The sequence below is a fragment of the Chroococcidiopsis sp. TS-821 genome (assembly GCF_002939305.1).
GTDB lineage: Bacteria > Cyanobacteriota > Cyanobacteriia > Cyanobacteriales > Chroococcidiopsidaceae > Chroogloeocystis.
Genome location: NZ_MVDI01000001.1, coordinates 895,043 through 915,768, shown reverse-complemented (window position 1 = coordinate 915,768; position 20,726 = coordinate 895,043). Strand labels below are relative to the sequence as shown.

Below are 20,726 nucleotides of genomic sequence, written 5' to 3'. Positions count from 1 at the left end.
GGTACTAATTTAATGTGCCAAATTTATGACAATTGCAGGTTTTTATCATGTCTAGGATAAACAATATATTATGCATAATAAACCTGAATTTAACTGACTATTTCTTTATTTTAAATGTGGAAATTACTTAAGTAATCTTTGTTTAAAATATGTGTTTACACTAGCACTAACTTTTTCCATTAATTCAAAACACCACATAAAATAGTGAGAAACAAAATTCTCGGAGAATTATCTACAACTGGAACATGATTACTAAAGTCTCTCGAGCCTTGACCCAACCAGTTGCCGGTTTAGCACTCTTAGCTATGGTCGCAACTACCTACCCCTCTCCGAGTTGGGCACAAGTTCAAGCCCCAACGGCAACCGTACAAGAAAACGTCGAATACACCCTAGATGGTGGCGATCGCATCCGTATTAACGTCTTTGAAGTTCCTGAATACAGCGGGGACTATCAAATTCCTCCCGGTGGCGACCTTTATCTTCCCCTTATTGGTCGCGTTATAATTCGCGGACTCACTCAAAACCAAGCCGCCGAATTAATCACAACGCGCTATGCTCGCTTTCTCAGACGCCCCATTGTCACTGTTAGTTTGCTTGCCCCCCGCCCGATTAACGTCGTTGTCTCCGGAGAAGTCAATCGCCCAGGCTCCTACACTGTAGGCTTACAAGGTGGTGCAGGCGATAATCCTGGCGTTCAGTATCCCACAATTATTAGTGCGTTAACTCTTGCTGAAGGAGTAACTCTCGCCGCAGATTTACGTCAAGTACAACTGCGCCGTCCTCAAGGTGGCAATCTCCCTGCCCAAGTTTACAACGTCGATTTGACTCAATTAGTCCGTAGCGGCGTTGCAGAAAATGACCTAACATTACGCGATGGTGACACGATATTTGTTCCCACCGCAACCAGCATCAACTTAGCCGAATTACGTCAATTTGCTTCTGCCAGTTTTGCTGTTCCTGCAAATCGTCCCCGTACTGTCACAGTCGTAGGCGAAGTCAACCGCCCTGGTTCGTACGTTGTAGTAGGAGGGGGGGTAAATACGGCAGCAGCTACCGATCAGGGTGGAAACGTCGGTGGAGGTAATAATGGACTTCCCACCGTCACCCGCGCGATTCAACTTGCCGGTGGTATAACCTCTGAAGCTGATGTCCGCAATGTCATTATTCGCCGTCCTACTAAATCAGGCAGCGAACATACAATTAACGTAAATCTTTGGGATTTGTTAAAGACAGGTGACGTTAACCAAGACACCCTCGTACAAGAAGGCGATACGATTGTTGTTGCCACCGCAACCGATATTAACCCTGCTGAATCTACAGAATTAGCAGATGCTAATTTTTCACCAGCGACGATTCCAGTCAGTGTAGTCGGAGAAGTCAAAAACCCTGGAGTGCTGCAATTGCCGCCCAATACTCCCCTAAATCAAGCAATTCTTAGTGCCGGTGGATTTAATGATGCTCGCGCTAGAAGGAGCACTGTCGAGTTAGTTCGCCTCAATCCTGACGGCACTGTAACGCGACGAAATATCAAAACAAACTTTGAACAAGGTATCAATGAGCAATCAAATCCTCGGCTGCGTGCTAATGATATTGTCGTCGTCAACCGCTCTGGTATAGCTCGAATCGGCGATACTATTGGAACCGCCTTCGGTCCATTGGGCGGTGTCATCAACCTCCTCCGCTTTATCGGATTCTAAAGCTATTCAAGGGATGTCACGCTCAAGAAGTTGCACATCCCTTATCTTGCGCTTTACAGCATTACGCCGCAGTAGCATCAACACTACCTGCTAACCCTTTTTGCTGTAACTGATGTAAGAAAAACTCTTCTAAAGAAAGACGCGACAGGTTCGCGGCTACTAGTTGAGCATCTGTTTGCCAAAGACTGGTAAGAAACTTATCTAATTCACCTTGTAATTGCCCGTGCCAAGAACCATCCGGCTCAACTACAAGATGATGCAGCCATTGGTGCAGCATATTTCGATCGCCACCTTGTCCTTTGATGCTATAGGTATTTGGTTGACCTAAAAGTTCCTCTAACGAACCTGTACAAACTAGCTCGCCTTGTGCCAAAATCGCGATGCGATCGCAAATTTGTTCCACCTCAGACAAAATATGACTATTAAAAAAAATAGTTTTGCCTAAATCTTTGAGCAATAAAATAATTTTGCGCATCTGATAGCGCCCTACAGGATCGAGACCCGACATCGGTTCATCTAAAAAGACAACTTCGGGGTCGTTAATCAGTGCTTGCGCCAGACCAATACGTTGTAACATTCCTTTCGAGTACTGACGCAATTGCTTTTTCTTGGCGACAGACTGCGCTAAACCAACTAATTCGAGTAATTCAGGAATACGTTGGCGTTGCACTGCTAAAGGAAGCTGAAATAACCCCGCTGCCATTTCGAGGAATTCCCAACCTGTTAAATAATCGTAATAATAAGCGTTTTCTGGTAAGTAGCCGATTTTTTGCTTACACGTGCGATCGCCTAGAGGTTGTCCTAACAACACGCCACGCCCCCCAGATGGACGAACAAGACCCAACAAAAGCTTCAGTAAGGTTGTTTTCCCCGCGCCATTTGGTCCGAGTAAACCAAACGTTTCTCCTTGATACACGCTTAAAGAACAACCTTTGAGCGACTCTACTTTCTGATTTAACCAAAAGCCAGTACGGTAAACTTTCTTCAGTTCGTATGTCTGTAGTACTGGTAAAGAAGACGTGGTGTTTTTTTCTTGTAATGTCGATGGTGGATTAACCTTGATTTTAATTTTTGTATTCATGGCGCTATCATTACATCCTGCAACGCCTAGGAATTATGGCAAATCAAATTTACACCATGCTGCGATCGCCGTCAGCGATCGAATCTGTAAAATAGCTTTGCCAAGTCGTCACTAATTGTCTAGCAGCTACAGTACCTTCAGCCGGAAAATTTTCTAAAAATTCTTTATCTGTGGTAGGGTCATAGGGACCTTCTTTGAGTTCCAAAACTATCGTATCTGGAGTCAAAGCCACGAGTGTGTGATAAGTGCCTTCGGCAAGTTCTACACCACGCGTACCGCTACTCGTACCAACACGCTCTTGATTGAGAATCTCGCCATTTTCGTCCATAATAATCATTCCTAGTTCTCCTTGCAGTACTAGGAAAAACTCAAACCCGTTTACTCCTGAATTCCTACAATGTCGATGCGGACGGACGTACGTACCAGGCTGCAAAACATTGATAAATCGTTGGACTTTTTCACCTAACTCGTGAAAGTTGTAATTTTGACGTAATCTTGGACTGCTACGAGCTTTTTGGGCAATATCGTCTAACAAGTCTTGAGTAAGACGTTTAAACTGAGAAGTTGTCACGCAGCTCTCCCACAAATCTACAACATAGTTATAACACCTTGAAAAATCTCCTTTGTTTTTCATGAATAAACATAAGGACTTACAAGCATCTGGGTAGAGTCAAAATACATCTTCTCCTTAATTCACTCAAGCTATATTCTGAGTCAATAGAGTTAGGGCATCATCGAAGTTCGTAGCAATTTCCCTGTCTAGAGTTTAACTCTGACCTCTGACCCCTGCTATATATTCTTAGGAGAAACGCCAAAATTCAACTGATGAAAGTTTTTCTCGAAACACCACGCTTATTTTTACGAAACTTCACTGAAGAAGATGCTAGCAATTTGTATGAACTTGATAGCGATCCTGACGTCCTTCGCTTTGTCAACCTAGGCGTTATCAAAGGAGGAACAGCAATAGGTATTGATTATGAAACCATCAAAAACAAAACCTTACCTACATGGCTTTGTTATTACGAAGAATACGAAAATTATGGAATTTGGGCAGCAGTCGAAAAAACTAGCGGTGAGTTTATTGGCTGGTTTCACTTTCGACCAGCATCAGAAAACTTATTTTATTTCAACTTAGGATTTTATGATGCTTCAGATATTGAACTTGGTTATCGCTTAAAAAAAGCTAAATGGCACCAAGGCTATGCTACAGAGGGTGCTTTAGCACTAATTCATAAAGGATTCGCAAACAGAGAAACACAACAAGTTGTCTCAATGGCATTAGCTGATCGCATAGCATCAATTCGAGTTATGGAGAAAGTATGTCTTAAATTTGTAGCAAAATATTTTCATCCAGAAATTACTCAAGAAGTTGTTAAATATGCTTTGAATAGAAATGAGTTTCATACGAACACTTCATTATCTTGCTAGTTGTTAGCACAGTAATGCTATTTAACACGTGTACTACTGTACAGAGTTATGAAAAGTCAGTAGAAGATGAACTTCAAAGCTCAAAAAGTTTATGTTAAATTCACCAAATTTGCTTAGTTTATCTTTAGGAGGATTAATAGCTGGTATCCTTGCCGGATTTTTAGGAATTGGCGGTGGTACAATTTTAGTTCCGCTTATGGTGGCATTAGGGTATACTCCTCTACAAGGTGTTGCTACAAGTAGCTTAGCAATTGTTATTACATCAATTTCTGGTAGTATCCAAAACTGGCGAATGGGGTACTTCGATCCTGAGCGCGTCATGTATCTCGGACTTCCAGCACTGTTTACTGCTCAAATTGGAGTGTATTTAGCAAGTAAATTTGTTGCGTATTTACTCCTGACTGCCTTCGGGTTATTACTTCTAATTAATATTTATCTCGTAGATTTAAAGAAGCACCTTCTAACAATAAACCAAGCTAAACCTCAACGAATTCATCCAGCGATCGCTCGATTGTTTACTGGAGGAGTTGCTGGAATTCTAGCCGGCTTATTTGGTATAGGTGGTGGTGTCATTATGGTACCAATGCAAATTCTCTTGTTAGGAGAGACAATCAAAACTGCGATTCAAACAAGTTTAGGCGTGATTGTTCTCACTGCTTTTGCGGCTTGTATTGGACACGCTATCAGTAATAATGTTTTGTTTATAGAAGGGATTCTTTTAGGAATTGGTGGTCTTGTGGGTGCTCAAATGAGCACTCGTGTCCTACCAAAATTACCTGATGCTACCATTAGTGTTATCTTTCGTTTAATGCTAGGACTACTTTCGCTGTACGTATTTTTACAGGCTTGGCAAAGTTTTAATAGTCGATAATCTTCCTATACTTCTGGTAAATTAATTTCGGGCAGGGCGCAAAAAAATAATATTAATTTAACTACTTCCGAAGAATTACGGTGTTTCTTGGATATTTAACCCTGACAAACTTCAAGAAATTTTGCCAATATCCGTAAAATTACGGAGGGCGTTTGCTTGCAAGATTCAGTATAAAAGCAGTTATAAAATTCTATTTTTTGTACTGTAATAGGAGTCGATATTTAGCTGCCCTTAGGTTCATTGATTAACTTATAAAAGAAAAACCGTTTTGCTCTAGTTCAGTAATTCAACCACACTCAATAATTTTTCAAGTAATCTTTTTTAAAAGAGCTACCTCAATATATGTGTAGTTAAATTGTTTCCAATAATTTGGATGCAGTTTAAACGAGACATTCTCAATCAGTAAGAGTATGCAATAACCACAATTACTATATTTTTGTCCACTCAGCCGCTGTGAATTTTGCTCTACATCAGTAGCAGGATGAGTAGTCATGCAGAATCCGACATTAAATATTCAAATGCCAACAATTTTGGCTGTTGATGACAGCTACGCTATGCAAGAAGAAATCAGACGTACACTATCTGACTGTTGTCGCGTTCTGGTGTCAAGTAATGCTCAAGATGCGTTAAATCTCATTTACTACGAACAAATTTCTTTACTGTTACTCGATATTGCTATGCCGCAACTTGATGGGATAGAGCTATGTCGTACAGTACGCGGTATGTCGCAGTTTCGTAGCTTACCCATCATTATGCTAACTGCAAAGCATAAGTTTATTGACAAAGTTAAATGCCGACTAGCGGGCGCAACAGCTTATGTCACCAAACCTTACGAGCCAGAGAGTTTATGCAATTTAGTTAGTCAATATATTTACCCACCAGCTACAGACAAAGCGGGTGATGGGACTCGAACCCACGACGTTTACCTTGGGAAGGTAACATTCTACCACTGAATTACACCCGCGCTTGTATGGCATACATGGTAATAGACATTATACGACTTATTTACGTTGGAGTGTACTCTTGGACTGCTCAACAGTACTAGCTGGCACAGCAAATTTATCTTCAGCAACGCGGCGGCGATTTGGATGAAATCCGCTCTGTATGAATTTCATTAGTCTGTGTTGAAAGTCATCTACATACGTAAAAAGTACAGGTACTACCACTAACGTTAATAATGTCGAAGTTGTAAAACCACCTAATACAGCGATTCCCATTGGGCTGCGTACTTCCGCACCAGGGCCAAAGCCAAGCGCGAGGGGTAAGGTTCCTGCAATTGTAGATAACGAAGTCATTAAAATCGGACGCAGACGCGAAACACCAGCATTGATTAATGCTTGTCGTTGTGAATTTCCTTCTTGCTGATTGACGATCGTGTAATCGACTAAGAGAATCGAGTTTTTTGTAACGATACCCAACAATAACACAATTCCAATTAAAGCATATAAACCTAATGCTTTTTGGGCAAACATAAGTGCCAGTAGCGTACCACCCAAAGATAATGGTAAAGCTACCATGATTGTGAATGGGTGAAAGAAGTTGTTGTACAGCAATACTAGAATTGCATAGATACACAAAATGGCAAGTGCTAAAGCTGTACCAAAGCGCGCAAAGATTTCTTGCATAATTTCAGCATCACCCGCTTGTTGCTGCACCACTCCTGGAGGTAGCGAATTTAACGCAGGAAGTTGGTTAACTGCATCTACAGCATCACCTAAAGCAATACCTTGTAAGTTTGCTTCTACCGAAATTTGACGCGAGCGATCGTAACGGTTAATTTGAGCAGGACCACTGCCAAAACGAATATCAGCAACAGCTGCTAGCGGAACTAATGAACCGTTATTACTGGGAACTTGTAAGTTTCTGAAGGTATTAATATCGTTACGTGCTTCGGGGTCAATTTGAACGCGAATCGGAATTTGGCGATCGCTTAAGTTAAACTTAGCCAAGTTGGCGTCGTTATCGCCTAAAGTTGCTAGCGAAGCAGTGCGCGCGATCGCTTGTACCGTGACTCCTAAATCAGCCGCCCTCGCCGGATCGGGAATGACTAAAATTTCGGGTTGTGCCACACTAGCAGATGATGCAACTTCAACTAAACCTGGAACCGTACGCATTTGCCGTTCTAACTCAGCCGCAGCCTGATTCAATGCTTCAGGGTTTTCACTTCTCAAAACAATTGAGAGGTCTTTATTGTTTCCCGCCGCACCTTGGCTTTGAAAACTAATTCTGGCACCTGGAATTTGGGTAAATTGCGGACGAATTTGTTGTTCAAACTCGCTTTGCGAGATATTGCGATTCTGTTCGGGTTTCAGCTTAATTGTCAGCGTTGCTCTGTTAACTTCCGGCGTTGCTAAGATACTTTCTACTGCAGGATTTTGCTGAATTAATGCTGTTGCGCGTTGTACGACTTGCGTTGTGTCATCTAAAGTTGAACCTGGGGGTAATTCTACTGAAACTGTAGAAATTCCCAAGTCACCATTATCAATAAAACCTCTGGGAATCATTGGCACTAGCATCAAACTACCAATAAAGAACGCTAATGCAATTCCTAGCGTTGCTAGTCGATGACGTAACGCCCATGTCAGTAGAGATTTATACGGCTGGAATGATTTGTTTGGAGATTTGTAGCGATTACCATTTCTGTTTGTCTGCTGCAGTAAATGCGCCCCCATCATTGGTGTTACAGTCCGTGCTACCAACGTAGAGAAAATTGTTGCTGTGGCAACCGTCACACCAAAGGGTTGGAAGAATTGACCAGGAATCCCCCCCATAAAAGCAACTGGCAGAAACACCGCAATGATTGTTGCAGAGGTGGCAATAACCGCTAAACCGACTTCAGAGGAAGAGTCAAAAGCTGCTTGACGCGCAGTTTTTCCCATTTTCATGTGTCGGTCGAGGTTTTCAATTTCGACAACCGCATCATCAACGAGATTTCCTACCGCAAGCGCTAATCCTAACAAAGTCATGTTATTGAGGGTATAGCCCAAGGCTCTTTGCACAAAAAAGGTTGGAATAATCGACAAAGGCAAAGCTACTGCAGTAATCAACGTTGCTCGCCAGTCGCGTAGAAATAGCAGAATCGTTAATACGGCTAACACCGATGCGAGAACCAAGTCGTGCATCGTGCTGGCATAAGATTCGCGAATAAAGTCACCCCGCGTAAAAATGAGTTGCAAGTCAACATCAGCAGGTAATGTTGCTTCTAATTGGGTTACCGCTTTTCTAATACCTTCTTCTACCGTCACGAGCGTACTACCGCTACTACGCAATACTTCAAAAGCAACAACAGGTTCGCCATTCAAAAAAGCAGCTTGTCTCGGTTCGGCAAAGCTATCACTAACTTCTCCTAAACTTGATAAAGGGACATAACTGCCATTTGGTAAAACAATTTGATAATTGCTTAAGATTTCAACACTTGCTGCACTTCCCAAGGTTCTAATCGTTTGTTCGCGACCGCCAACTTCTGCCCGTCCGCCTGGTAAATTAGCATTAAACGCGCGAATTTGGTCATTTACCTGTGTTGCGGTAATTCCTAAAGCTTGTAACTGTGAGGGATTCAAATTAATCCGAATCTCGCGATCGACACCACCAACACGGCGAACTTGCGCGACGCCTGGCACTGCAAGTAAAGCGCGGCTGATCGTTTGGTCAACCAAGTTACTTAATTGTTCGACTGATTGCTGCTGCGAAACAACAGCATAAGTCATGATGGGACCACCTGCAAATTCTAAGCGCTGGACAATCGGTTCGTTGATATCTTGTGGCAAATCTTGACGTATTTGGGCAACTGCGTTGCGGACATCATTCGTAGCGCGATCGCTATCAGTACCTAACACAAAGTTAACAACCGTTGTTGAAACTCCATCGTTAACGGTTGAAATCATGCTGTCGATGTTTCCAAGACTCGCAACCGCATCTTCAACTTGCTTTGTCACTTGCGATTCAAGTTCCGCAGGTCCTGCCCCTGGCTGAGTCACTGTAATTGAAACTGCAGGAATATCAATGTTGGGGTTGGTATCAATTCCCAAACGGGTAAATGAAAACCAACCTAGAATCGTCAACATCAAAAATAAAACAATTGTCGGAACCGGACGACGAATAGACCAAGCAGAGATATTAAAGGACATAATGAAGGGTCAGGGGTTTTTAGAGCAGAGGAAGCTTCAGGAGCCAGTGCGGTGCGGAGGTTCATCTCACGTGGGAGCAACTGGCGCGAACAGAGGAAGCACAGAAGAGTAAATAATGACAAATAGAGTGTTAACTCAAAACTCACCACTCAAAGCTAGCCACTAATCACCGTTTACGACGCGGACGCGATCGCCATCGTTGAGATAGCCAGCACCAGAAACAACAATGCGATCGCCTGGACTTAAGCCGCTACTAATTTCGATGTTGCCATCGTTAAGAACTTCTCCAACTTCGACAGATCGTGCTTGGACAGTATCTTCACCTACTAGAACAAACACAATTCCATTGCCATCAGGTTGTGGGACGACAGCTTTTGCCGGAACTGTAATGCCAGAAACGGTTGCAGTAGTAATGGCAGCACGCGCGAACATTCCTGGACGTAGCAAAGACGTTGGGGGTAAGTCAATGCGGACTGTGGCTTGGCGGCTTTGGGTATCGACTAGTGGCGCAATTTCGCGCACGCGTCCTTGTAGCTGAACGCGAGAATCTGTATCTGACGTAACTTTAGCAGGTGCACCGACTTCAACTTGTGGTAACTGCACTGCCGGAACTTGAGCAGCGAGTTCTAAAGCGTTGTTTTGAATGATGGAAAATAAGGGCTGCGAAGTGCTAACGACATTGCCGATTGTAGCGATCGCTTCGGCAACTAAACCACTTGCGGGGGCGCGAACTATAGTTTGTCCCAACTGCGTTTCTAATTGTTGTAAAGCGGCGCGGCTACTACGCACATCAGCTTCGGCACTACTCACATTTGCTTGGGCAACGCGGACGGCTTCGCGAGCGGTGGCTGTTGCTGTAGCGCGTGCATCTAATTCTTGGCGGCTAATTGCCCCATTACTGGCAAGTTGTTCGTAGCGTTCTAAATTACGTTCGGCTTCGGCTAAACTAGCGCGCGCTTGTGCTAACGCAGCTTGTCTTTGACCAATGACGGCTTGTGCAGATTCGATATTTGCTCGTGCTTGGTCAATTTGCGCGCGAATCACCGCATCATCTAAAATCGCCATTGCTTGCCCTTCACGGACGCTTTCGCCTTCGCGTACTAAAATCTGCCGAATCTGTAAACCGTTTGTTTGCGGTAATACAGAAATTAAATCGCGCGCAGCTACTGTACCTGTGACACTCAGCGATCGCGCTACCGGCGTCCTGCGGACTGGTTCTACTGTCACACTTATACTTGGTGGTGCTGCGGTTTGCTGCGGCGTTTGGTTTGGCGCGGTGATTGGGCGCGAAAAAAAGCGCATTCCCCCAAAAGTGATTGCAACTCCTAACCCTGTACCAACTACCAACGGAATCAGCCATTGACGCGATCGCCTTTGGGAAACGTTTTGATAATTCGCCTTGTCAACAACGGTGACTTCTGTTGACTCTAGCTGATTATCTACTTCCACTTTTTGGGTCACAGCCAAACCTCCACGCGCTGCCAGTACTAGCCACTTTGCTTAAGAAACGTTGTAATTTATTGCTATATCTTAACTATGACTCATTTAATCGTCTTGTGAGTTAGACCGCAGTAAGAATTGAGAGGTCAGGGGTCGGAGAGTTGAAGAAGCAGAGGGTGCAGAGGAAGAATAGTATTCTCTATATAACTCACCCCTTACATGACATCAGGCTAGAATTCAAAGCAATAGATTATGATTTTAGGACAAAGTGGTTCATGAACTGGTGGCAAAGACTTAAGAAAAATCCTCTCGCCCGCTTTGGAGCTATATTACTTCTAATTTTCTACACCGCAGTCTTTGCAGCAGATTTTGTCGCTCCTTACGATCCTTATACATCACAAATCAACGGTTCGCTACTACCACCAACGCAAGTTTACTGGCGTAATCGTGCAGGAGAGTTTATTGGACCGCACGTTTATCCGACAACACAAGGACAAACCGATTTAGAAACAGGCGATCGCGAACTGATCGTAGACTATGCAAATCCTGCTGGGTTACGCTTGTTGACTCGCGGCTATACCTACAACCTATTTCGCTTGAGTTTACCGCTACCGCCAACGTTTGAAGAAGTAGAAATTTTTAGTGGTATTCCAACAAATTTACATTTATTTGGTACAACCGGGGAAGCACGATTTAATTTGTTGGGCACTGACGAGCAAGGACGCGATCAATTTAGTCGCTTGGTACACGGAGGTAGAATTAGCCTCAGTATCGGTTTAGTTGGTATCGCAATTACCTTTCCTTTAGGTATGCTTATTGGTGGTATTTCGGGATACTTTGGTGGTTTAGTTGACAGCATACTAATGCGCATCGTCGAAGTGCTGATGACGATACCTAGTATTTACTTGTTAGTTGCCTTGGCTGCCGTTTTACCACCAGGATTGAGCAGCACCCAACGATTTATTTTGATTGTCTTTATTACTTCCTTTATCGGCTGGGCAGGGTTAGCACGAGTCATTCGCGGACAAGTCTTATCAATTAAAGAACGCGAGTTTGTACAAGCTGCAAAATCAATGGGGGCAAATCCGTTTTATATCATTGCTCGCCATGTTCTGCCGCAAACGGCAACTTATATCATTATTTCAGCGACTTTGGCTGTGCCAGGTTTTATTGTCGCTGAGTCCGTTCTGAGTTTGATCGGATTAGGAATTCAGCAACCCGATCCGTCGTGGGGTAATATGCTATCGCTCGCGACAAACGCCTCGATTCTCGTTCTCCAACCCTGGTTGATTTGGCCTCCAGCATTACTTATTATTCTCACTGTCCTCGCGTTCAATTTGCTCGGCGATGGCTTACGCGATGCGCTCGATCCTCGCAGTTTGCAACGGTAGCTATAGCAGGGGTGAGTCAGATGGCTCGCTTTCGGTTTTAAGTAAATCCACCCAGGGAGTGAACGCCTTTCTGCCCAGCGAACGACAGAACTTATTTAGCAAATTGGTATTCTGATAAACAAACAAACACGAAATGCATTGGATAGGGGTTGCGCCACTGTGACCTATAGTCAACTACCGAAGGAGGGCGACGTCAGGCAGTTGGACAATGCATCAAGTATAGGTAAACAAGGCGGTGTGGAGTTTTTGTCGCCTCCTCCACTTCGTTGCTGTCGAGGGGAGATTAAAGTCTCTATCAGAGTGGTCTTAGGTAGCGATCGCCTTGGTTGTCTTCAATTTATTGGTTAGTATCTGCTAACTAAAGCTCTTCCATTATTTCCTTGAAAGAGCATTTTTTTGCAAAAATTAGTGATTGCAGCAGGCACTATACCCTTCATTCAGTACTATACAGGATTTTGACCATAAAAAGGCAGCGCTTCTGACCAATGGGGTTGTACCCCTTGCTGCCAATCAAAGTAAGCAAGTTCTAATAAACTTTTCACTGAAGTTCCCAAATAATTTTGCGCGTGAATCAACTTGTATTCGTTACAGCCATCTAATTTGATCTGCCATGCTTCCGGAGTCAATACGGTATCTGGCAGTAAAGCGAAAAGACCATTTCCTTCAGAGTTAGCTTGATAGATTGCCGCGTGGAGTTGCCCGCGCTGTGCAGGAAGTTGTACTGCATAGACAGATGCAGGTGCGAGATTGTGGTGGAACCAAGCAACAGCTGCTAAGCTCGAAACCGCAAATACAGGAATATTCAATTGTTGCGCCAAAGTCCGCGCTGTGACAACACCGATACGAGTTCCCGTAAAACCGCCTGGTCCTTTAGCTACAGCAATGAACGCTAAATCCCTCCACGTCTGGGGTTGAATAAACTCAATTAAATACTGATGTAACAAGTTAGATAAATCGCGTCCAAGATTCCATGTCGCTGTGCGCGAGTCATTTGTAAAATTACTCAGCGCCAAGCCTAATTCTGGACTACTCGTATGAATCGCAAGACCATACTTATGTGACTGAAGGCGAACGCTAGGCATCGACATTTGCTCAAACAAAAGCAGCTACTTTACACTTATTAAGTAGCCGCCATGCTCTATTGTAGTAGCAATTAGCTATTAGGTATAACGACAACCTCTAGGTAGGTACCAGTTCCCCAGGGCGTAGTTTTGCCCACTTGCCCATTTCGCGCTTAAAGCTAACGCAACCAACGACATCGTACTCCATTTCAATTACGTCTTCTTTAGTACGAATGTTAACGTTAATTGAAGGTTCAATCGGGTCAAAAGTAGGGTTTTCAGTTAAGTGAGGCTGTTCGTGCTGAGTTTCAACCGCGTGGTATGTGATGCAGCGATCGACATAGTGGCAGTTCACGCAAATACACATAAAACGAACTCCAGGCTAATGTCTTGTTCAATTCCTAACTTAGGATGAGTGATTGCCTCTATCTTAACTGAGGTAGATAATAACATCTTACGCCTAGTTACAAATCTGTACTGGCGGCTCAACTGATTGATGTGGCAATGTGCCGTAATTTATCTAGATTGTCTCCCCAAAAATGGTGTTTTAGCTTGGATTTGCTACCGCAACCAATTTACTTGGTTGGTGGGGCAGTGCGCGATGCTTTATTAGGGCGCAGTGCTGATTACTTGGACTTGGATTTTGTTTTACCAGAAAATGCTATAGAAACAGCGCGATCGCTAGCATATCATTACAAAGCAGGTTTTGTGATTCTCGACGCTCAACGCCAAATTGCGCGGGTTGTGTTTCCCCAAGCAACAGTTGATTTTGCACGACAAGAAGGTTCGAGTTTAGAAACCGATCTGCGACGGCGCGACTTTACCGTAAATGCGATCGCCTACAACCCCCATACGCAAGAAATTATCGATCCTCTCGACGGTTGTATTGATTTACAACAGCAGCGCTTGCGGATGGTATCGCTACAAAATTTACAAGACGATCCTTTACGACTACTACGCGCTTACCGTCAAGCTGCACAGCTTGGTTTTACGATTGAGTCAAATACTCGCTTGGCGATTCGAACTTTAGCACCGCAGATTAAACGCGTTGCTGCTGAACGAGTGCGGGTAGAACTCAGCTATCTTCTTGCCCACTCTCAAGGAACTTTGTGGTTGCAAAAGGCTGCGGAGGATGGCTTAATTAAATATTGGTTTCCCAACGCTAATGTTAACGACATCGCTGCCGTCGATACTGCAGTGGTAAAACTTTCAGAAATTTGGTCGCAACTCAACGTCGAACTTTACCAACATATACGCGACACAATCAAAACAACATGGTTAGGTATTGCGAAACTCGCGTGTCTTGTCACTCCCCAACTAGAAACCGCTGAAGCTGAATTAATGCAACTCACCTGCAGTCGGGCAGAAATTCGCGGCGTCACCACACTACTTAAACTACTACCACAACTACAAACTGCTCCGCTGTCTGTCCGCGAACAGTATTTTTTCTTTCAAGAAGCTGGAAGAGTTTTTCCGGCGATCGCACTTTTAGCTGTTGCCAAAGGAAGTTTAATCGAGGCGATCGCACCTCTAATCAACCGCTATCTGAACCCTCAAGATCCTGTCGCACATCCTACAATGCTAGTGACAGGTCAAGACTTAATCCAAGCCCTGAAAATTAAACCAGGACCTCAAGTAGGAAGGTTACTTACAGAGATTGCGATCGCCCAAGCTGAAGGCAAAATTACTACAGCTGCTCAAGCGCTTGAATATGCTTCCCAAATGCTTGATAGTTAGAGCTTTTTGTACCTCTTATTACTCAAATATGAAGATCAAACTGTGGTTTTCTTACCAACCTGATGCGCCCTAACCAAGCTATACCATTTCTCAAAATAAGAACTACAATTAATTTCTCTTCTGCACTCGAAGCCCCTCTGTGGTCTATTTGCAGATTTCAAGCGAAATGGTATTAGTTACGCCTGTAATGACTAAGGGTAAGTCAGCCGTAACTACAACCATATCCTTACTACTATTGAAGTGAAGTGACTTTACCCTCTGCTTTAATTGTGTCGCAATCAGAACAAGCAGGACTAACATGATTAATCTAAAATAACTTTGTCTATAATGTTTGCCTCAGCATCGATTTCGTAAACAATCGGGATGCCAGTTGCCAATTCTAGAGATGGCACTTCTTCGGGACTAAGATTATCTAAATACATCAAAATCGAGCGTAAAGAGTTACCGTGAGCAGAAACTAGGACATTATCGCCGTTTGTGAGATGCTTTAAAATTCGGTTTTGAAAGAAAGGAATCGTTCGTGCTGCCGTGTCTTTCAAACTTTCGCCACCTGGAGGACGAACATCAAACGATCGCCGCCATTGATGCACGATATCTTGACCGAATTTTTCTGCCATTTCTGCTTTGTTAAATCCCTGCAATCTGCCATAGTAGCGTTCGTCCAAAGCTGGACTCATGAAAATCGGAATTTCTTCTTCGATGTAGCCTTCGTATTGATCCCAACCGTGCCAATTGGGGTCATCAGAATCGTGTTTGAAAACAGGACTTTTGCGGCGAGAAGCCCCACTACCTTCAGTTAGACAAATGGCAGTTGTTTCTATCGCACGTACAAGTAGGCTTGTAAAACACACGTCAATGCGATAAAAACTGATTTTTTCTGCTGCTTGCATCGCCTCTTGACGACCGACATGACTAAGGGGAACATCCACCCAACCACTAAAGCGGTTAGCAGCATTCCAGGTACTTTGACCGTGACGAACTAAGATCAGTGTTGCCATTTGGTGATGAATTACAGATGCCTTTCGACTCTCTTCGGGGCTACCGAAACAAAGCGTGCTTTCTTCGCACACTTGGTAATTCCATGCAGGTGAAGCTAGGTTTGTCTAGCGGCGAATTCGTTCGCGCTTGTGTTGATGTGTGAGAGGTTATTTAAATAGACTCACAACTGTGCGTACCATTTGACTGGCATAACCCCACTCGTTGTCATACCAACTCATAACCTTAACCAAGTCACCATCAACTACTTGGGTCATGGTTAAATCGACAATTGAGGCATGAGGGTCGCTGACAATATCCGCAGAGACGATTTCTTCATTCGATACCGCTAAAATACCCTTGTAGCGATCGCTAGCAGCTTCTTCTTGGAAAATATGATTGACTTCTTCCACGCTGGTCGGACGTTCAGTTACAAAATTAATGTCCGAAATGGAACCTACAGGAATTGGTGCGCGAACTGCTATGCCATCAAACTTACCTTCGTATTGCGGTAACACTTTCGTAGTGGCGATCGCTGCTCCCGTCGAAGTCGGCACAAAATTTGCAGCTGCTGCCCTACCACGGCGCCATTTTTTGCTTGGTCCATCAACGAGTTCTTGCGAAGATGTGTAGGCATGAATTGTCGTCATAATTGCTTTTTTCACGCCAATTCTTCTGCCCATGATTTCAGCAACTGGAGTAATGCAATTTGTCGTACAACTAGCACAAGAAAAAATAGGTTCCGCTGCAGGTGCTTGATTAACACCATAAACTACAGTTTTCACATCTTCACTTTTAGCAGGAGCGGAAAGTATACTATATTTTGCCCCTGCTTTGATGTGCTTTTCTAAGCCTTCCTTCTTGGTAAAAATTCCCGTACATTCAAATACAGCATCGATTTCTAAACTTTTCCAAGGGAGTTTTTCAGGCTCTTTCTCACTAAAAACTTTGTACTCTTTACCATCAACAACCAAACCATCTTTACTGCTGTCTACCTGTCTTTTATACTTGCCATACGCTGTATCATATCTCAGCAAATAAGCAAGATTATCAGCAGGAACCAAATCATTCACAGCAACCAATTCCAATTCAGGTTCATCAAGAACAAGCTTAAAAACTGCTCTACCAATTCTTCCCAAACCATTAATTGCAATCCGAACCATACTCATCTCCTAACAACTATTTCCCTACATAAACTCGATAACAAACAACTCAAAAATTCTTCCTATATTCCTTCAATCTACGCTGCGCTAATGCGTTCTTTGTGCCTTAGTGGTTTGTCTCATACTTATCCAATCCTCAAAATGGCATTATCAAGTTTTCCTTCCAACCATCATGTAATACGATCAGCAGTTGTTTGCAAAATAAGTTCTCTTACCTCGCGACTATTAACAGCATTGTGCGGTGTCACAACCACATTTTCTACTGTTAGTTCAGGAAAAAACTCATTATTTTGTCCTGCTAACAATTTAGAGTAGACTTGTTCCACAGTTCGGCTTCAAAAACAAGTATTTTCATAATCATCTCCAGATAGACGGTAGGCGATCGCGCGAAAACTAGTAAATTTAATCTGCCGTAACTGTTTGCAGTAACTCAGCATCAACTTGCGTCCATTCAGTATGGAAAGTAGCTAGTCGATCGATACGGTGATAAGTATGCAAACCGAAGTAATCGCGTTGGGCTTGAGATAAGTTTTGAGGCAGGCGATCGCGGCGATAGCTATTGAGGTAACTCAGCAAAGCACTCATCGCAAGTATAAGAATATCTAATTGAATTGCAACTGCGATCGCTTCTCGCCAAGCTGCAAGTTGGCTCAAAATTGCTTCTTTAAAATGAGAAGCTAATAGCAGATTCGATACTAGCTGCGCTGGACAAGGCTGCTGCATTGGTTGCAAAAATTCAGCACGAATACAGCCTCCCTTCCAAATCCGTTGCACTTCAAGAAGATTCCAATGACATTGTCGTACTTGCCCGGCTTTTAACAACGCCATTTCTTCAGCATAGGCGCGCACAATCGCGTAACAAAGTGCATTGCGAACTTTATCAACAAAACCTTCGCCTTTATCTCTACCACTCACCCTATCAAAGACTTGAGAAGCTTTTGTGCGTTCTTCTTTGTAGGCTGACACGATCCGCGCATTTACTGCCGTCATAATTGTTGGTACAGGTACGCCTAAATCTATCGCACCGATCGCTGTCCAGTTTCCCGTTTCCTTTTGTTCTGCTGCATCGAGAATTATCTCTAGCAGCGCATTGTTTTTTGAATCGATGTACTGGAAAATATCAGCGGTAATTTCCATCAAGTACGAGTTGAGTTCTAAAGTCTCATTCCATGCAGAAAAGACCTCATGTAACTGTTGATGGTCAAATCCCAATGCTGTTTTGAGTAGGTCATAAGCTTCAGTGATAAGTTGCATGATGCCATACTCAATGCCGTTGTGTACCATCTTAACGTAGTGACATTAATACAACCAGGATCGAGATAAGTAACGCAGGATCCATCCTTATCAGCATCCTTGTTAACTCAAGACATTAAACTTGGTTCAAGTAACGCTTTCATTTCACCGCCACTCACATCTGTAACGACAATTAGAAGCGCAATTTGGTCGCGGGGGAAAATGTCGTCGTATCTTGCGGGTACAGGAATATGAGTCGTAAATACATAATTCAATCGAAAAATAAGCAATTGTTTTTTGTATTTGAGCCTGCAATAAATTTTGACTTGCTCAAGTATCTTGTGTAACTAAATAATCCTCAAACTGTGCAACCAAATCTACAAATTTTCTACAATAGAGCAGAGCTGCTGCTAACCGTCCTAACTGCCCTGAGAGAAGATAATTTAGCAGTTTTACTGGATTATGTAGACGCTGTTCCACTTAGCAAAATCAATATCATGAAAAATTGATAATTGCGCTGAAGATTAATTTTATCAGTAGTTAGTGGCTAATTTTGCTAACCTTTGTATTGGGTTCCTGCAATATTTGAAGTTAAGTAGATGCCTTCTAACTTTGCATCTTTTTTTAATAATTAATTACACGAGTGTATGCGGTTGGTTTCTAACTTACTTGCTTAGGTTAATTTTAATTAAAGGAAAAATTATCGTTTGTTTAATAAACACGTATTTAGTTCAAATAACCCTCTATGAATCGAAATTATTCATGTATAAAAATGTTTAATACATCTATCCTTGGACAGAAAGTGTAATTAAGTCCTTGTGCTACTTATAATAAAGTCTTTACTTAAATTTTAGTTTTTTGTTTAAGAATCAAACAGCAATATTGAACTTGCAAAATTCATTTGCGTAATATATAACGAAAAAACAATCCGTATTTTCAGTAGGTAAAAAAGATTGAGATTTTGCCAAGTCATTTTGCTCAATATCAATCATGATTAGTAATAGTTACGCAATTAAAGAAACTGTAGATTTAGATTTTTCAGACCCGCGTACTCTACTGCAAACACTTCAACAATTGCGGCAATCGGTTCATGCAGAAGGACAAAAGATATTTAATCAATGGCGCAACAGAATATCGAAACGTAGCTTTTTAATCAGTGGCTTAAATCTTGCATACTACCTTGCTTTACGTCAGCACGATCTACGACAGGTGCAAGCTGCATTGATGCCATTAGGATTATCGTCACTAGGACGTTGTGAAGCGCGAGTTTTACCAAACTTAGATGCCATAATAGCGAGTCTAGGCGCGATTTGTCGCGATCGGACAGTACCACCACACCCCACTACTAGAGCTTTTTTTCGCGGCGATCGCCTATTGCGTCGTCACACCAAAGAGTTACTCGGCGATATTCATGCTGAACGCTGGGTACGAATTATGGTGACATTGCCTACTGAAGCTGCGAGCGATTATGAATTGGTCAAAGACTTATTAAAGCGAGGAACAAACTGCGCGCGCATCAACTGCGCCCACGATACATCCACAGAATGGGAAGCAATGGTGAACCATGTCCGCAAAGCCGAAGCCGAAACTGGACAAGCTTGCAAAATACTGATGGATTTAGCTGGACCAAAAATTCGCACAGCTGATGTGATGGCTTTCGCAGATCGCAAACGATTGTATGTTGGCGATCGCCTCTTACTAACCCGCGACCGCCCCAAACCATTACATGATGTAGTCTTTCAAGCGCGCTGCACAATTCCTGAGGTACTTGAGCAAGTAAAAACAGGACAAACTGTGTGGATTGATGACGGTGAAATTGGAACTGAGATTGAGTCACTTGTTCCAGAAGGAATCCTGTTACGAGTTACCCAAACGAGTCCTGAAGGGAAAAAACTGAAATCAGACAAGGGAATTAATTTTCCTGATACGCCCCTAACATTAAAAGCACTGACCGAAAAAGATTGTCGCGATCTCGATTTTGTTGCTACCCATGCAGATATTGTTGGTTACTCTTTTGTGCAAACAGCTGCAGATGTTGAACTATTGCAACAAGAGTTAGCAGCTCGCCAGCAACCACAGTTAGGAATTATTGCCAAAATTGAAACGCAAAAAGCCGTCCAAAATCTTCCTGAACTAATTGTCCGAGCCGCAGGAAAACAGCCCTTTGGCGTGATGATTGCACGGGGCGATCTCGCAGTAGAAATTGGCTATCAGCGGATGGCGGAAATGCAAGAAGAAATGCTTTGGATCTCTGAAGCTGCTCACGTCCCTGTAATTTGGGCAACTCAGGTACTAGAAAACATGGCAAAAAAAGGAATTCCTTCGCGTGCGGAAATGACCGATGCCGCAATGGCAGAACGTGCCGAGTGCGTGATGTTGAATAAAGGCTCTTTCATCGGTGAGGCAGTCGCGATTCTAGATGACGTACTGACTCGACTACAAGCCCACCAAGTCAAAAAAACACCGCAATTAAGAGCTTTACGTTCGTGGTTTTAAACTGAATATGTGTTGACAAATTTGAC

Annotated in this window: 17 protein-coding genes, 1 tRNA gene and 1 pseudogene; 7 read left to right on the top strand and 12 right to left on the bottom strand. The window is 43.1% G+C overall.

Annotation, left to right across the window (positions count from 1 at the left end):
• Window positions 1-245: 245 nt before the first annotated feature.
• A complete protein-coding gene (locus B1A85_RS04285) occupies window positions 246-1,697 on the top strand; it encodes an SLBB domain-containing protein (protein WP_104545650.1) in 1,452 nt (483 codons plus the stop codon).
• 61 nt (window positions 1,698-1,758) lie between these two features.
• On the opposite strand, the gene B1A85_RS04280 is transcribed toward B1A85_RS04285, so the two are convergent.
• Both B1A85_RS04280 and B1A85_RS04275 read right to left on the bottom strand, forming a co-directional pair.
• Window positions 1,759-2,778, bottom strand: a complete 1,020-nt coding sequence (locus B1A85_RS04280; RefSeq protein WP_104545649.1) for an ABC transporter ATP-binding protein — start codon at window positions 2,776-2,778, stop codon at window positions 1,759-1,761.
• 49 nt (window positions 2,779-2,827) lie between these two features.
• Window positions 2,828-3,349, bottom strand: a complete 522-nt coding sequence (locus tag B1A85_RS04275; RefSeq protein WP_104545648.1) for a WbuC family cupin fold metalloprotein — start codon at window positions 3,347-3,349, stop codon at window positions 2,828-2,830.
• A 254-nt stretch (window positions 3,350-3,603) separates the two neighbouring features.
• Between B1A85_RS04275 and B1A85_RS04270 the strand changes: the two genes are divergently transcribed.
• The 3 genes and pseudogenes from B1A85_RS04270 to B1A85_RS25930 form a co-directional block, all read left to right on the top strand.
• Window positions 3,604-4,206, top strand: coding sequence for a GNAT family N-acetyltransferase (locus tag B1A85_RS04270; protein ID WP_104545647.1), 603 nt, complete (start codon window positions 3,604-3,606; stop codon window positions 4,204-4,206).
• 91 nt (window positions 4,207-4,297) lie between these two features.
• Window positions 4,298-5,077: a sulfite exporter TauE/SafE family protein gene (locus tag B1A85_RS04265; protein WP_104545646.1), complete on the top strand. Its 780-nt coding sequence runs from the start codon at window positions 4,298-4,300 to the stop codon at window positions 5,075-5,077.
• A 491-nt stretch (window positions 5,078-5,568) separates the two neighbouring features.
• Window positions 5,569-5,925: pseudogene (locus B1A85_RS25930) on the top strand (response regulator); the annotation flags it as partial.
• A 44-nt stretch (window positions 5,926-5,969) separates the two neighbouring features.
• Here the strand turns inward: B1A85_RS25930 and B1A85_RS04255 are convergent.
• The 3 genes from B1A85_RS04255 to B1A85_RS04245 form a co-directional block, all read right to left on the bottom strand.
• Window positions 5,970-6,041: transfer RNA gene (locus B1A85_RS04255), tRNA-Gly, on the bottom strand.
• A gap of 37 nt (window positions 6,042-6,078) precedes the next feature.
• The gene (locus B1A85_RS04250; RefSeq protein WP_104545645.1) at window positions 6,079-9,204 is read right to left on the bottom strand and encodes an efflux RND transporter permease subunit; all 3,126 of its coding nucleotides are present in this window, start codon (window positions 9,202-9,204) and stop codon (window positions 6,079-6,081) included.
• Window positions 9,205-9,366: 162 nt separating this feature from the next.
• The gene (locus tag B1A85_RS04245; RefSeq protein ID WP_104545644.1) at window positions 9,367-10,665 is read right to left on the bottom strand and encodes an efflux RND transporter periplasmic adaptor subunit; all 1,299 of its coding nucleotides are present in this window, start codon (window positions 10,663-10,665) and stop codon (window positions 9,367-9,369) included.
• 254 nt (window positions 10,666-10,919) lie between these two features.
• On the opposite strand from B1A85_RS04245, the gene B1A85_RS04240 reads away from it, so the two are divergent.
• The gene (locus B1A85_RS04240) at window positions 10,920-12,035 is read left to right on the top strand and encodes an ABC transporter permease (protein WP_104545643.1); all 1,116 of its coding nucleotides are present in this window, start codon (window positions 10,920-10,922) and stop codon (window positions 12,033-12,035) included.
• A gap of 443 nt (window positions 12,036-12,478) precedes the next feature.
• Here the strand turns inward: B1A85_RS04240 and tsaB are convergent, their stop codons facing one another.
• Both tsaB and B1A85_RS04230 read right to left on the bottom strand, forming a co-directional pair.
• Window positions 12,479-13,123, bottom strand: a complete 645-nt coding sequence (gene tsaB, locus B1A85_RS04235; protein WP_104545642.1) for a tRNA (adenosine(37)-N6)-threonylcarbamoyltransferase complex dimerization subunit type 1 TsaB — start codon at window positions 13,121-13,123, stop codon at window positions 12,479-12,481.
• 91 nt (window positions 13,124-13,214) lie between these two features.
• The gene (locus B1A85_RS04230; RefSeq protein WP_104545641.1) at window positions 13,215-13,463 is read right to left on the bottom strand and encodes a Ycf34 family protein; all 249 of its coding nucleotides are present in this window, start codon (window positions 13,461-13,463) and stop codon (window positions 13,215-13,217) included.
• 137 nt (window positions 13,464-13,600) lie between these two features.
• Here B1A85_RS04230 and B1A85_RS04225 point away from each other — a divergent pair, with 137 nt between their 5' ends.
• Window positions 13,601-14,833: a CCA tRNA nucleotidyltransferase gene (locus tag B1A85_RS04225; RefSeq protein ID WP_104545640.1), complete on the top strand. Its 1,233-nt coding sequence runs from the start codon at window positions 13,601-13,603 to the stop codon at window positions 14,831-14,833.
• Between the two features lie 302 nt (window positions 14,834-15,135).
• Here B1A85_RS04225 and B1A85_RS04220 read toward each other — a convergent pair whose 3' ends face one another.
• The 5 genes from B1A85_RS04220 to B1A85_RS23810 form a co-directional block, all read right to left on the bottom strand.
• Window positions 15,136-15,831, bottom strand: a complete 696-nt coding sequence (locus B1A85_RS04220) for a 2,3-bisphosphoglycerate-dependent phosphoglycerate mutase (protein WP_104545639.1) — start codon at window positions 15,829-15,831, stop codon at window positions 15,136-15,138.
• Window positions 15,832-15,978: 147 nt separating this feature from the next.
• Window positions 15,979-16,971, bottom strand: coding sequence for a type I glyceraldehyde-3-phosphate dehydrogenase (gene gap / locus B1A85_RS04215; RefSeq protein WP_104545638.1), 993 nt, complete (start codon window positions 16,969-16,971; stop codon window positions 15,979-15,981).
• Window positions 16,972-17,141: 170 nt separating this feature from the next.
• Window positions 17,142-17,297, bottom strand: coding sequence for a hypothetical protein (locus B1A85_RS23815; RefSeq protein WP_168192341.1), 156 nt, complete (start codon window positions 17,295-17,297; stop codon window positions 17,142-17,144).
• Window positions 17,298-17,373: 76 nt separating this feature from the next.
• The gene (locus B1A85_RS04210; protein WP_104545637.1) at window positions 17,374-18,255 is read right to left on the bottom strand and encodes a hypothetical protein; all 882 of its coding nucleotides are present in this window, start codon (window positions 18,253-18,255) and stop codon (window positions 17,374-17,376) included.
• Between the two features lie 77 nt (window positions 18,256-18,332).
• On the bottom strand, window positions 18,333-18,494 hold the full coding sequence (locus tag B1A85_RS23810; protein ID WP_168192340.1) for a glycosyltransferase family 1 protein: 162 nt from the start codon (window positions 18,492-18,494) through the stop codon (window positions 18,333-18,335).
• A gap of 700 nt (window positions 18,495-19,194) precedes the next feature.
• Between B1A85_RS23810 and B1A85_RS04205 the strand changes: the two genes are divergently transcribed.
• On the top strand, window positions 19,195-20,700 hold the full coding sequence (locus B1A85_RS04205; protein WP_104545636.1) for a pyruvate kinase: 1,506 nt from the start codon (window positions 19,195-19,197) through the stop codon (window positions 20,698-20,700).
• The last annotated feature ends 26 nt before the right edge of the window (window positions 20,701-20,726 follow it).

What these genes read in the sequence shown, in the direction of transcription:
- B1A85_RS04285 (WP_104545650.1), top strand. Translation starts at nt 246, where the DNA reads ATGATTACTAAAGTCTCTCGAGCCTTGACCCAACCAGTTGCCGGTTTA.
- B1A85_RS04280 (WP_104545649.1), bottom strand. Translation starts at nt 2,778, where the DNA reads ATGAATACAAAAATTAAAATCAAGGTTAATCCACCATCGACATTACAA.
- B1A85_RS04270 (WP_104545647.1), top strand. Translation starts at nt 3,604, where the DNA reads ATGAAAGTTTTTCTCGAAACACCACGCTTATTTTTACGAAACTTCACT.
- B1A85_RS04265 (WP_104545646.1), top strand. Translation starts at nt 4,298, where the DNA reads ATGTTAAATTCACCAAATTTGCTTAGTTTATCTTTAGGAGGATTAATA.
- B1A85_RS04250 (WP_104545645.1), bottom strand. Translation starts at nt 9,204, where the DNA reads ATGTCCTTTAATATCTCTGCTTGGTCTATTCGTCGTCCGGTTCCGACA.
- B1A85_RS04240 (WP_104545643.1), top strand. Translation starts at nt 10,920, where the DNA reads ATGAACTGGTGGCAAAGACTTAAGAAAAATCCTCTCGCCCGCTTTGGA.
- tsaB (WP_104545642.1), bottom strand. Translation starts at nt 13,123, where the DNA reads ATGTCGATGCCTAGCGTTCGCCTTCAGTCACATAAGTATGGTCTTGCG.
- B1A85_RS04230 (WP_104545641.1), bottom strand. Translation starts at nt 13,463, where the DNA reads ATGTGTATTTGCGTGAACTGCCACTATGTCGATCGCTGCATCACATAC.
- B1A85_RS04225 (WP_104545640.1), top strand. Translation starts at nt 13,601, where the DNA reads ATGTGCCGTAATTTATCTAGATTGTCTCCCCAAAAATGGTGTTTTAGC.
- B1A85_RS04220 (WP_104545639.1), bottom strand. Translation starts at nt 15,831, where the DNA reads ATGGCAACACTGATCTTAGTTCGTCACGGTCAAAGTACCTGGAATGCT.
- gap (WP_104545638.1), bottom strand. Translation starts at nt 16,971, where the DNA reads ATGGTTCGGATTGCAATTAATGGTTTGGGAAGAATTGGTAGAGCAGTT.
- B1A85_RS04210 (WP_104545637.1), bottom strand. Translation starts at nt 18,255, where the DNA reads ATGGTACACAACGGCATTGAGTATGGCATCATGCAACTTATCACTGAA.
- B1A85_RS04205 (WP_104545636.1), top strand. Translation starts at nt 19,195, where the DNA reads ATGATTAGTAATAGTTACGCAATTAAAGAAACTGTAGATTTAGATTTT.